General features: G+C 68.6%; 11 protein-coding genes. 5 read left to right on the forward strand and 6 right to left on the reverse strand.

The features are described 5' to 3' along the window. Nucleotides 1-94: 94 nt before the first annotated feature. Complete coding sequence (locus JFC09_RS09360) at nt 95-1,135, reverse strand: 3-isopropylmalate dehydrogenase (RefSeq protein WP_198393751.1); 1,041 nt, start codon at nt 1,133-1,135, stop codon at nt 95-97. Between the two features lie 212 nt (nt 1,136-1,347). Between JFC09_RS09360 and JFC09_RS09365 the strand changes: the two genes are divergently transcribed. Then, entirely contained in the window at nt 1,348-2,226 is an 879-nt protein-coding gene (locus JFC09_RS09365) for an HpcH/HpaI aldolase/citrate lyase family protein (protein ID WP_198393752.1), read from the forward strand. A 122-nt stretch (nt 2,227-2,348) separates the two neighbouring features. On the opposite strand, the gene JFC09_RS09370 is transcribed toward JFC09_RS09365, so the two are convergent. The 5 genes from JFC09_RS09370 to serA form a co-directional block, all read right to left on the reverse strand. Further along, entirely contained in the window at nt 2,349-2,849 is a 501-nt protein-coding gene (locus JFC09_RS09370; RefSeq protein ID WP_198393753.1) for a 2-keto-4-pentenoate hydratase, read from the reverse strand. Further along, nucleotides 2,822-4,141 carry an NADP-dependent oxidoreductase gene (locus JFC09_RS09375; RefSeq protein ID WP_198393754.1) on the reverse strand — a complete coding sequence of 440 codons (1,320 nt, stop codon included), beginning with the start codon at nt 4,139-4,141 and terminating at the stop codon, nt 2,822-2,824. The genes JFC09_RS09370 and JFC09_RS09375 overlap by 28 nt, the downstream gene beginning before the upstream one ends. A 67-nt stretch (nt 4,142-4,208) precedes the next feature. Next, entirely contained in the window at nt 4,209-5,258 is a 1,050-nt protein-coding gene (locus JFC09_RS09380; protein ID WP_198393755.1) for a hypothetical protein, read from the reverse strand. 431 nt (nt 5,259-5,689) lie between these two features. Further along, nucleotides 5,690-7,105: an Nramp family divalent metal transporter gene (locus JFC09_RS09385; protein WP_232483383.1), complete on the reverse strand. Its 1,416-nt coding sequence runs from the start codon at nt 7,103-7,105 to the stop codon at nt 5,690-5,692. Nucleotides 7,106-7,221: 116 nt separating this feature from the next. Then, complete coding sequence (serA, locus tag JFC09_RS09390; protein WP_198393756.1) at nt 7,222-8,811, reverse strand: phosphoglycerate dehydrogenase; 1,590 nt, start codon at nt 8,809-8,811, stop codon at nt 7,222-7,224. 192 nt (nt 8,812-9,003) lie between these two features. On the opposite strand from serA, the gene JFC09_RS09395 reads away from it, so the two are divergent. From JFC09_RS09395 to JFC09_RS09410, 4 genes are read left to right on the forward strand one after another with little or no spacing between them, the layout of a single operon-like run. Continuing rightward, nucleotides 9,004-9,357 (forward strand): PadR family transcriptional regulator, encoded by a 354-nt coding sequence (locus tag JFC09_RS09395; protein WP_198393757.1) that lies wholly within the window; start codon nt 9,004-9,006, stop codon nt 9,355-9,357. Nucleotides 9,358-9,360: 3 nt separating this feature from the next. Continuing rightward, nucleotides 9,361-10,362, forward strand: a complete 1,002-nt coding sequence (locus JFC09_RS09400; protein WP_198393758.1) for an HAAS signaling domain-containing protein — start codon at nt 9,361-9,363, stop codon at nt 10,360-10,362. Between the two features lie 10 nt (nt 10,363-10,372). After that, a complete protein-coding gene (locus JFC09_RS09405; RefSeq protein WP_198393759.1) occupies nt 10,373-11,779 on the forward strand; it encodes a sensor histidine kinase in 1,407 nt (468 codons plus the stop codon). Continuing rightward, the gene (locus JFC09_RS09410; protein ID WP_198393760.1) at nt 11,776-12,561 is read left to right on the forward strand and encodes a response regulator; all 786 of its coding nucleotides are present in this window, start codon (nt 11,776-11,778) and stop codon (nt 12,559-12,561) included. The genes JFC09_RS09405 and JFC09_RS09410 overlap by 4 nt, the downstream gene beginning before the upstream one ends. The last annotated feature ends 133 nt before the right edge of the window (nt 12,562-12,694 follow it).

Genomic DNA, 12,694 nt, shown 5'->3' on the forward strand with positions numbered 1-12,694 from the left:
CTGCGGGAGGGGGTCGGGCGTCTCGCGAGCTATGGGCCGCGAGTGCCGAGTCGGCCGGGCAGCGCTGAGTCGAGCAGCCCGGCCGACCGGAGCGTCAGCTGAGGCGGGACGCGATCGCGTCCCCCACCTCGGCGGTGGTGCGGGGTGCGTCGCCGCGAGCGGCGAGGTCGGCCTCGGCGGCGGTCTGGATCGACCGGGCGACCGCGTCGAGTCCCAGGTGCTCGGCCATGAGAGCGGCGGACAGGATGCTCGCCGTGGGGTCCGCCTTGCCCTGCCCCGCGATGTCCGGAGCGGAACCGTGAATGGGCTCGAAGAGGCTGGGCGCCGTGCCCTCGACGTTGATGTTGCCGCTGGCGGCCAGACCGATCCCGCCGGTCACGACCGCGGCGAGATCCGTCACGAGGTCGCCGAACAGGTTGTCCGTGACGATCACGTCGTACTGCTCCGGGTTCGCGACCATGTAGATCATCGCCGCGTCCGTGTGCTGGTAGGTCACCTCGACGTCCGGGTACTCCGCGCCCACCGATTCGACGGCGCGGCGCCACAGGTGGCCCGCGTGGACCATGACGTTCGTCTTGTGGAGGTACGCGAGCTTCTTCTTGCGCGCACTTGCGCGCTCGAAGGCGTAGCGGACCGTGCGCTCGACGCCGTAGCGGGTGTTGACGGAGACCTCGGTGGCGAGTTCGTGGGGTGTGCCCTCACGCAGGGTGCCGCCCTGACCGGTGTAGGAGCCCTCCGTGCCCTCGCGGACGACGAGGAAGTCGATCTCACCCGGGTTCGCCAGCGGGGACGTGATGCCGGGGTACAGCTTCGACGGACGCAGGTTCACGCCGTGCTCCAGCCCGAACCGCAGCTTGAGGATGATGCCGCGCTCCAGGACACCCGACGGGACCGACGGATCGCCGCACGCACCGAAGAAGATGGCGTCGAAAGCGCGGAGGCGCTCGAGCTCGTCGTCCGTGAGGGTCTCTCCCGTCTCATGCCACCGGCGTGCACTCGCCTCGAACTGCTCCGTGTCGAGGGTGGCGTCCGTGCCGGTCACCTCGATCGCGCGGGAGAGGACCTTGAGGCCTTCGGGGACGACTTCCGTGCCGATGCCGTCACCGGGCATCACTGCGATCTTGAACGTTGTCATGGTCGTGAGGATAGCGCGGGGGTCTCACCATGCGGGTGTGCATCTTGGCTCGCGAGATGGGGTGACGGCGCGGGTCGCGAGGCGCGGCGGCTGTATGAAAGGGGGTGACGGGGGCGCGTCGGCTGGCGGCCGCGACGAGCTCCGATCCTACTTTTGTGAGCCGCACACAAAGCCCGATGGCCACACTGCGTTTCCGCAATAGACTCGGACGCATGTCGACACCTCCCATTCGGAATGCCCGTGCCGCGTCCCTTCCCGCCAAGCTGTCCCGCACCTGGCTGCTCGTCAACGCCGCCAAACCGCAGCTCTTCGAACCCGGGCAGCGGTCGGAGGCGGACTCCGTCATCTTCGACATGGAGGCCGCGGTCCCCGATGACGGGAAGGACGAGGCGCGCGCGAACGTGGTCGAAGCGCTGTCAGAGCGAGATTCGACCACCGGCGAACCGAACATGACCGCCTGGGTGAGGATCAACGGCATCAAGACGCCCTACTGGGAGGACGACCTCGCGGCACTCAACGGCCTCGCGGGTCTGCGCGGCGTCATGCTGCCCAACACGGAGGCTCCCTCGCAGGTCACGTGGACCGCCATGAAGGCAGGGGCCGGCGTCCCCGTGCTGGCCCTCATCGAGACCGCGAACGGAGTGGAGAACGCCACTGACATCGCGAACGCGCCCGGCACCTTCCGCCTGGCGCTCGGGACGAACGACCTCCGCAAGGACACCGGCATGTCCGACGACCCGCTGGCCCTCGCCTACGTGCGCTCGCGCCTCGTCATCGCCTCCCGCGTAGGCGGGCTGCCCGGCGCGATCGACGGGCCGTCCGCACCCGGCGCCTCCGAAGAGCGCGTGCGTGAGGACTGCGAGTGGACGATCAAGATGGGCATGGCCGGAAAGCTCACACTCACCACCTCGATGGCACCGATCATCAACGACGCGCTCGCACCGTCCGAGGACGAGCAGCGCTGGGCCCGCGAACTCCTCAAGGACGCCGAACACGGAGCGGACATCACGGACGGCTCCTACCTGCCGCGCCTAGCGAGGGCGAAGAAGATCGTCGAGCTCGCGTCGTCGTACGGCCTCTGGAACGCCTGAGCCGCGAAGGGGCGCGGCCGGGTGGTCGCGACCTCCTCGTCACGACAGTCTCGTCACAGCCCTCTCGACACAGCTCTCTCGTCACGGTTTGGAGAGACCGACCGTGCCCTGGCGCGGGGCCGTCACTCCGAGAACGCGCAGGACACGACACCGAGGCCGTCGAAGGCCGCGTGGAGCGCATCGCCCGGCTGGACCGGGATCGGTTCACTGCATGTGCCGGTGGTGACGAAACTGCCGGATTCGACGGTGATCCCCAACGCCGACAGCTCGTTCACGAACCACGTGAGTGCGGACCACGGGTCACCCAGGACGTTCGCCCCCACGCCGTCGACGGTCCGCTCCCCCGAGGTGGCCGTGACCGTCGCAGACATCGACACATCCGCCAGGCGTCGATCCCTCCACCCGTCATGGGCGGTGGGCCCCAGCACGAAATCGTGTCCGCACGCGTTGTCCGCGATGAGCTGGTGGGCCCCGACCGCCGTCACGTCGAGGAACCGGGTGCTGGGCAGTTCGATGCCCAGCCGGAGCGAGCTGACGGCTTCGACCACCTCACGCTCGGAATAGGGTGCGGTCCGGGGAGTCAGGGTCTCGCCCATCACGAACACGAACTCCGGCTCCGCCAAGCACATCCTGTTCCCTGTGAGCGGGACGGTGGCGTCGTCGTCATAGACCCGATCGGCCAGCACCCGGCCGGCCACGGGACCGTCGACATTGATGTGCCGCTGGCCCGCAGCACTGGTCGCCGCGATCTTCCACCCCACCGTGGGCGCCCCGTGAGATCAGCGAGGCAGCGCTGAGCCTCGTATGCCTCTGCCTGATTCGCAGGTGCGAAGTCCTCAGGGAGAGGCGGCACCGGATCGTCGTCGACCGCGGCCCGGAAGAGGACGTCAGCGCTGCGGGCCATGTCCGCCGACCTGCCGTTCGGCCCCACCTGCAGCACCGTCTTCGGAAGGCGCCCCTCAGCCAAGCGTCGATGCACGTCCACCACGTCCTCCAGGCGTGCGGTCGCGGGAGCCTGCACGTCCAGTTCCCCGTCCGCGATCATCGCGGACACGTATTCGAGTGCCACATGATCGGGTTCGACGATCATGTTCGTGCCCCGGATGCCTGCCGCTGCCGCTGCTTCTTTCAGCCCCTGCTGCTGGCCCGAGGGCACACCGACGACGGTGCCGCCGCGACGGACCAGGGGCACGGCCCGCAGAGCGAAATCTCCCCCGATGAGGTCGACGACGACATCGACGTCCCGGACAGGACCGCCGGACAGATGAGGATCATCGAATTCCTGGGTGGCATAGTCGATCCCACGATCTGTGCCCCGGCCGATCCCACGATCTGTGCCGAAGCGCTCCAGTCGACGCAGCTTGTCACCGGTCGCGTGGCCGATCACAGTCGCGCCCAGCTTCTTCGCCATCTGGACGACGAGGGATCCCACCATCCCTCCAGCGCCCAGCACCAGAACGGTCTGCCCGGCCCGTACCTGTGCGACGTCGTGGACGATCTGATAGGCCGTCGTCGCGGGCAGCGGGATCGATGCAGCGGTCGCCATGTCGAGCGCCTCCGGGATCCGGACCAGGTGGCGAGAGAGTGCCGTGACGTATTCCGCGTAGCCCGCTGCGGAGTATGGGAAGCGCGGCATCCCGTAGACGCGGTCGCCCACCGCGAAACGGCTCACCCCGTTGCCCAGCGCCGTCACGGTCCCTGCCACGTCCCATCCGACCGTCCAGGGGAAACCACCCATGAACGGTGCGACAGATGCGCCCTCACGCGTCTTCCCGTCGACGGGATTCACCCCGACGCAGCTGACGCGCACCTGCACTTCCGTGGGAATCGGCTGCGGTACCGGCACATCAGTGACCAGGCGCAGCACCTCGGGCCCTCCGAACTCGTCCTGGACCACCGCGCGCATCGACGCCATCTCCACTCCTCCGTCGTCTCTGACCGCCCGGGGTATATGCCGCTCAGTCCCGGCTTCCTCGATCCCATCACATCCGCAGCGGCGGTCCGGACACCGTCCCCACAGACAAGCGCGCTCTCTCCGTGTATGCACGTTCGAGGCGCGTCAGCCGCTCCGCCATGTCTGACGATTTCGTGATGCGGAGGTACTCCCACCCGGCTTCGCGGAAGAGGTCCTCCCGGCGGATATCCGCGTCCCACTGCCAGTCGTCCACTCTGTGGTGGTCTCCCTCGTATTCGATCGCGATGCTCAGATCCGGGTACGACAGATCTGGATGGAACGTCCGCCCCTCGAGTGTGACGGGGTGGGCGACCACTGGTTCCGGCAGCCCCGCAGCCATGATCTGCAGACGCAGGGCCGTCTCACGCGGTGAGCGCACGCCCAGGCGCACACGAGGAATCGCTCGCAACAATCTCGCCTTCCCACGAAAACGCTTCCATGACCTGGCGTGCTGGATGAGATCAAGCGGAGTGACTTCGGGCGGCCCGTGCCAATACCCGCACATTCCCTCGAGCAGTGCGAGCAGATCGTCTTCGGCCATGAGGCTACTCACCTGGCGCAGCGTCTCGTCACGTGCCGCGACGGCCACTCCGCTCACGTCATCGGCGGCGAGTCCTCTCTGGCGATGCCCCACGAACTCGGGCCTGCGCACGATCTCCGTCGTCACATGGACGCGGCGGTCGTGCTCCAGGCGGAGAGGCAGTGCCCACCCGTACATCCTCGCGGCGGACTGGTGGGACACGACAGCGTCCGGCCGGCTCATCTGCAGGGCAGCCGCCACCATCCGCGTCTCCTTCCAGCGGTCGTCCGCCCAGACCGGAACCTCAACCGTCTGGACCCTGGTGGGGTGCTCCCTCACCCCTCGGATCACCCGCTTCAGCCCGCCTGCCGTCGACAGGTGGAAAGGGGTGAGGGAGAGTTCATCGAGGTTCGACGCATGGATGAGCAGCGGCAGTGCGACCCGTCTGTGCGTTGTCGAGTGGCCCGTCTTCGAGTAGTTCGTCCTCGAGTAGTCCGTGCGCGTCTGGTCTGTCCTCGTGTGGCCCGTTCCCGTGTGAGCCGTCGTCGTGTGATCCATGCAGGGAGACTAGGGCTCGCCGCACCGCATCACGCCGTGGTTGCCGCCACTGTGGATACGGCGCTGCCCTTCCACAGGTGTGAGCACGCGCCAATGCCGACTCAACCCCCAACAGGTGAGCGCGCAGGCTCGCCGCGAATATACTCCCGACGGGCGGCCTCCCGACCGCCAGTCTCCTCGCCAGCAGACTCCCCGCCAGCAAACTCCTCGTCGCCAGGCTCCCCACTGACTGCGCACTTCTGCTGCTGAGTGAACAGTGCACTGACCAGTACGGTGCAGAAAATGATGCACCCAAAAATGAAAACGCGCAGTGAAGCGAACCGAACGCTTGAGAAGCGCAGGCCGCCACTCCCCTACAGGCCCCCTGCCACCGTCATAGGCCGCCTGCCACCGTCACAGGCCGCCACTCCCCTGCAGCCGCCCAGCCACCCCTACAGCAGTCCTGCCACTGTTTCGACGACCTGCACACCGGCGAGCACGGTGAACAGCACCAGGCAGACGACCAGGACGGTGTTCGACAGCCATCCGTTGCGCAGCGAGGGTTCGACGGAGGCGCGGTTGAGCAGGAGGAGCAGGACGATGGCGAGGATGGGGAGGATGAACGAGCTGATCGCCGCGTACACGAGCACCAGGGTCACCGGCCGGTCGAAGCCGAGGATGCGTTCGACGGTGAGGAGCACCAGGGTGCATGCAGTGAGCCACACCAGCGCTGCCTTGAACTCCACGGTCTTCGACGACATGGCGTGTTCGGGTGCGTCCTGGTGGGGGTAGCGCCGGATGACCCGCAGGCAGTCGCCCGTCACGTAGGCGATGCCCTGGAACCCTCCGAGCAGGCTCGTGTAGGTGACGGCGAAGAACGACAGGAGGAACAGGACCCACGCCCAGCCGCCCAGGCGCTCGCCGATGAGATCGCCGATCATGAAGACGGCGTCGTTGCTCATGATCGAGTGGCCCTGGCCGTACAGCCAGAAGCCGCCCACCACGGTCATCGCGATGGCGAACACTCCGACGAGGATGTAGCTGAACGCCAGGTCGACCCGCACGATGCTCTTCCACGACGGGCCGCCCCACCGCTTCTCCTGCACGAAGTACGTGTAGGCCATGATGCCGGTCGCACCGCCCACTCCGCCGATCAGCGACAGCACTGTGATGAGGGAGGTGCGGGGGTAGACCGGCATGATGGTCGCCGCGGCGGTCTGCTGTGCGTCACCGTCGCCCACGGATCCGATGGCGAGTGCCACGATCCCCAGGAACATGAGGATCGCGAATCCGACCATCGCCTTCTCCACGATGCCGTAGCGACCCACCCACAGCAGGATCACGGCGGATCCCAGGAGCACGACGAGGGTCGGCCAGAAGGGCAGCACCGGGAACAGTGCCTGCACGATGAGTGTCGTGATCGCGGCGACGCCGGCGCCGAAGAAGAGCCCCACCAGCAGTTCTGCGATGAGCAGGATGATGGGGAACAGTCGTCCGCCCACATCGGTGACGTGGGAGAGGAACGAGCGGTTCGCGGTGAGCTGCAGACGGGAGATCGCCTCGGACAGCCCGAACTTCAGCAGCAGTCCCACGGTGAAGACCCAGATGAGGGCGAGTCCGTATTCCGCGCCCGAGTTCAGGGTCGTCACCATGTCGGAGGCGCCCACGCTGGCGAGCGCCAGGACGATGCCCGGGCCCAGCATCCGCAGGTGTCCGACCCACCCGCGCGGTGCCACCGGTGCGTCCGCGCCGAACCCTGCCGACGCACCCGCACCCGAGTTCGGAGCTCCCGCTCCCGCCATCACCGGAGCCCCCGCTCCCGAGGTCGGCGTCGCCTGCCCGGGTCCCGCACCATTGCGCTGTGCCATGTGTTCCGTCCTTCTCAGCGTCTCGAGACGCGGAAGCGGCCGGGCTGTGGGACCCGGCCGCTTCGGCGTGTGGTTTCTTCAGGGGCGTCGGCTGCGCCGAACGCTCTCCCTCGTCCTCAGTCCTCCGTGAGGTTGACTGCGGCGGCGTGCTCCGCGTCCGCTGCGGCGGCGACCGTCTGGACGATCTCTGCCGTCACCTCGGTGTCCACCGCGAGCACGGACAGCGCCTTGCCGCCCTCGGCCGCACGGGACACCTGCATCCCGGCGATGTTCACGTTGTTGCGGCCCAGTGACTGCCCGAAGACGCCGATGACGCCGGGCCGGTCGACGTACTCGAAGATGAGGAGGTGGTCGGTCATCGTGATCTCGAGTTCGAAGCCGTTGACCTCGACGAGCTTCTGCACCTGCTTGGGGCCGGTGAGCGTGCCGGACACGGACACCTGTGCGCCGGAGGCTGTCGTCGCGACGAGGGTGATGATGTTGCGGAAGCCGTCGGCCACGTTGTTCGTCGTGAGTTCGACCGCCACGCCGCGCTCGTCCGCAAGGACTGGTGCGTTGACATAGGACACCGGCACGTCGACGCGTCCCCGGAAGAGGCCCTTGAGGGCGGCGAGCTTGAGCGCTCCCACGTCCTTCGACGCGATCTCGCCCTTCACCTCCACCTTGAAGTGGGTGACGGTGTCGGTGAGTGCGGCGACGATGCGGCCCAGACGCTCCGTGAGCGGGATGCCGGGGCGGACGTCCTCGTCGATCCGGCCGCCTGCGACGTTCACGGCGTCCGGCACGAGTTCGCCCGCGAGCGCCAGGCGCACGGACCTCGCCACGGCGACACCGGCCTTCTCCTGCGCTTCATCCGTGGACGCGCCCAGGTGCGGGGTGACGTTGACGGCGTCGAGCTCCATGAGCGCGGAGTGCTCCGGCGGTTCGGTGTTCCACACGTCGATGCCGGCACCGCCCACGCGGCCGGAGGCGACGGCTTCGGCGAGCGCTTCCTCGTCGATGATCCCGCCGCGGGCGACGTTGACGATGCGCACGCCCTGCTTCGCCTTCGCCAGCTGCTCGCGGCCGATCATGCCGACCGTCTCCGGGGTCTTCGGCATGTGGACGGTGATGAAGTCGGACTCCTCGACGAGTTCGTCGAGCTCCATGACCTTCACGCCCATCTGGGCGGCGCGGGCTGCGGAGATGTACGGGTCGTAGCCCACGAGGTTCATGCCGAACGACTTGGCGCGCTCCGCGACGAGTCCGCCGATGCGGCCCAGGCCGATGATGCCGAGCGTCTTGTCGTAGAGCTCGATGCCGGTGAGGCGCTTGCGCTCCCACCGGCCCTCCTTGAGGGAGGCGTGGCCGGCCCCGAAGAAGCGGGCGGACGCGAGCAGGTGCGCCATCGTGAGCTCTGCGGCGGAGAGGATGTTCGAGGTGGGCGCGTTCACGACCATGACGCCGGCGGTCGTCGCGGCGGGGACGTCGACGTTGTCGAGGCCCACGCCGGCGCGGGCGATCACCTTGAGGCGGGGCGAGGCGGCGATGGCCTCGGCGTCCATCTGGGTGGCGGAGCGGACCAGCACGGCGTCCGACTCGGCGAGCGCGCCGAGGAGAGCCGGGCGATCCGTACCGTCGACCTGACGCACGTCGAAGTCGGGACCGAGCGCCTCGACAGTGGCGGGCGATAGGTTCTCAGCGAGCAGCACGACGGGCTTGGGCACAGTTCTCCTCCTGGAGCGTCTTCGCGGATTCTCCCCACTGTAGTGATTCGATCGCAGAATCACGCATCCAGGCTCACATCGTGAACAGAGTCATGCGATCGCACCGCGTGAGAGTCTTCCCCGCGCTCTCCTCCCCTTCACACTGCATCCCGCCTCTTGCCATAGTGTGTGTCGCACACTATCGTGTAGGCCATGGTCGCTTCTGATCGTCCGGACTCCCCCGACGCCCTCGCCCTCCACCTCCAGGAGGTGCGGCGCGGCACCGTCGTCCTGGCCTGTCTCGCGGCCTGCCGGGAGCCGCAGTACGGGTATTCGCTGCTGGAGACGCTCGCGCAGGCGGGCATCCAGGTCGAGGCGAACACGCTGTATCCGCTGCTGCGAAGACTCGACAAGCAGGGGCTGCTCACCGCCGAATGGAACACGGACGAGCCCCGCCCGCGGAAGTACTACACGCTCACCGACAGCGGTGCCCGGGTCGCCGACGACCTCCGCGCCGAATGGCTCGCACTCACCGCGAGCCTCACCGACCTCTGGAAGGACACCTGAGACATGCGCACTCTCACCGAGAGGTACGTGCACACCGTCGTCCGCCGCCTGCCCGAAGGGATGCGGGACGACGTCGCCGCAGACGTCACCGCGATGATCGCCGACATGCTCGAGGCCCGCACTGACACGAACACCGATGCCGATACGCACACCGGCACGGACGCGGACCCAGCCGTCGCCGAGGCCGCCGTCCTCGAGGAACTCGGGTCGCCGGAATCCTTGGCGCAGGAGTACGCGCGCGGCCCCCAGCACCTCATCGGCCCGGCGGTGTTCCCCGCCTACCGCTGGGCTCTCACGTGGGTGCTGCCCGTGGTCGTCGCCGTCGCCCTCGCAGTCAACGGTCTCGTCTACGCGCTCACCGCTCCCGAGGTCCACATCGGCGGTCTCATCGGCACCTCCGTCGGCAAGGCGGTTCCGGCGCTGCTGGTCGCCTTCGCGACGCTCACCGTCCTCTTCGCGGTGTACGAGCGAGTGGGCACCGCGCCCGCTCCCGGCCTCCGGGGCCATCGCAGGTGGACTGTCGACCAGCTGGCCGAACCGACGCCGTCGGGAAGCACCGTGCGTGCCGACGGCGTCGTGTCACTCGTCATGCTCGTGCTGCTGGCCCTCGTCCCAGTCGTCCCCACCACGCTCGTCTACGTCGGCCACCTGAACGGCGGAGAGACGTTCGTGAATCCCCAGCTGGGTGCGGGCTGGCTGTTCGGGTACTGGCTGATCCTCCTCCTCATGGCGGCAGGCCCCCTCATCCACGCCGTCCGCGGTCGGACGACCCGTGCCACCCGGGTGTGGGACATCGTCACCGATCTGGTCATGGCGTCGTTCCTCACCCTCGCCCTCCTCTCCCAGCCGGTCCTCCACCCGGACCTCGCCGCGGCCTCCGGCATCGACATCGCGGTGTGGCTCATCCCCGTCATCTGGGCGGTCACGCTCTGGGACCAGATCGCGACGGTGCGGGCGCACAGATCATCCCTGAGGACGATGCCCGCGCCCACGACCGCCCAGTAGCGTGAACCGCATGCCCCCGCCGTCCCCTTCGCCCTCCTCGCCTCCTCACCGCGCTTGGTCCCGGGTGCGCCGCGTCTTCGCCGCGCACCCGTGGATCAGCGACGGTCTCCTCTGGGCGCTTCCCGTCACCTGGGCGGGGGTGAGTGCAGTCCGGGAGATGACGTGGCTGGAGCCGCGAGCAACCGTTCCGATGTGGGTGTGGGTCGCGATCACCGTCCTCACCACTGCGCCCCTCGTCCTACGACGCGTGCATCCGCTCCTGAGCTCCGCCCTCATCGCGGTCGCCTGCTGCCTGGCGCTGCTGACCGGTCTGGGACCCACCTTCGCGATCATCGCCGTGCCGCTCAGCGTCTTCTCCACCGCGTCGTGGGGGACCCGCGCCCATGCGCGGATCGTCCTGGTGCTGGGCATCGTGGGAGCGTTCGCACTGGGACTGTGGTCGTACACGCTCACCCTGCAGTCCTCGCTGGGCCCCGATGCACGTTTCGCGCAGGACCAGAACCTGCAGCGGGCCGACAGCGCCGAATACGTCGGCATCGCGATCATCGTCTCCCTCTGCTCCGCGATCGTGCTCTCCGCGTGGCTGCTGGGAATCCTCGCGCACCGCAGGCGCACAGCGGTCGAGGACATCCGCGACCGCAACCGGCTGCTGGAGAAGGAGCGCGAATCCGAATCCCGGCTGGCAGCCGATGCGGAGCGCATGCGCATCGCCCGCGAGATGCACGACATCATCGCCCACTCCCTCTCCGTCGTCATCGCGCAGGCGGACGGCGGCCGCTACGCCGCGAAGAGCAATCCCGAGGTGGCGGAGGCGGCCCTCACGACGATCGCGCAGACAGGCAGGGACGCACTCGCACAGACACGCAGCCTCCTGGGCGTGCTGAGGACTGAGACGGAAGCGGACGATTCGACGCGTCCCCTCCCCGGCCTCATGGAGGTGCCGGAACTGCTGACCGACGTGCGAGGCGCGGGCCTCGCGGTGAGCATCGACGGATTCGAGGCATCCTCCGGGGTCGGCAGCACCACTGTGACCGGCGCCTCGGCTGCGGCGACCGTCGCCGGCCGGCTCCCGGACGGAGCGGGGCTCGCGGTCTACCGGATCGTCCAGGAAGCGCTCACGAACATCCTCAAGCACGCCGGATCCGGCGCCCGAGCGCAGGTGACACTCACGACGACCGACAGCGACCTCATCATCCGCATCCTGGACGACGGCGGTCCCTCCTTCACACAAGCAGCCGACCGGGTGCGCGATCCCGGCAGCGGTATCCTCGGAATGCGCGAACGCGCGATGCTGTACGGCGGCACGCTCGAGACAGGCCCCGTGCCCGGGGCGGAACGCGGCTTCAGAGTCACCGCCCGGTTCCCCCTCACCGCATCCGACGCCACACCGTCCATCGCCGAGGAGCCCACCCCGTGACAGAGTCCGGAACCACCGCGACCCCACCCCTGCGCGTGGTGCTAGTCGACGACCAGGCCCTGGTGCGGACCGGCTTCGCGATGGTCATCGACTCACAGCATGACCTCGAGGTCGTGGGGCAGGCCGGCGACGGTGTGGAGGCCGTCGACCTCGTCGCCCGCCTCCACCCGGACGTCGTCCTCATGGACGTGCGGATGCCGCGGATGGACGGGATCGAGGCGACCGGCACGATCCTCGCCCGTGCGGACGACGGGACGATCCCCACCCCGCGCATCATCGTCCTCACGACGTTCGACGAGGACGAATACGCGCTCGCCGCCCTGCGCCGAGGCGCGTCCGGCTTCCTCCTCAAGGACGTCATGCCTGAGATCCTGCTCGACGCCATCCGCACCGTCGTCAAGGGCGGGGCGGTCATCGCCCCGTCGACGACGCGCCGCATGCTCGATTCCACACTGGGTCTCCGCGACGCACCCGCGCCGCAGGCGGGATCGGCAGAGTCATCGTCCGCGCCGCAGCCCGGTACTCCTTCGCCGGCCGTGGAAGCGCCGGCCCTGGACGAGGACCGGACGCACCGTCTCGCCTCCCTCACGCCCCGCGAACGCGAGGTGCTGGGACTGGTGGGCCGCGGCATGAGCAACGCGGAGATCGTCGACGCGCTCTTCCTCGCAGAACCGACCGTGAAGACCCACGTGGGCCGCATCCTCATGAAGCTGGGAGCGAGGGATCGGGTGCAGGCGGTCGTCTTCGCCTACGACGCGGGGATCGTCACCCCCGGCGACTGACGACGCTGCGGGGAAGGCCATCATCCGGGGGACTGATGGTGCCCCAGGCGGCGGAGTCCCGGGGAGTCCGACGACACTCCGGGCGACTGCCGACCGGCAGGCGTGTCAGACCCCGGTATGACACCGCCGCACG

Origin of the sequence: Brevibacterium yomogidense (assembly GCF_016107685.1) — a bacterium.
Classification (GTDB): domain Bacteria; phylum Actinomycetota; class Actinomycetes; order Actinomycetales; family Brevibacteriaceae; genus Brevibacterium; species Brevibacterium yomogidense.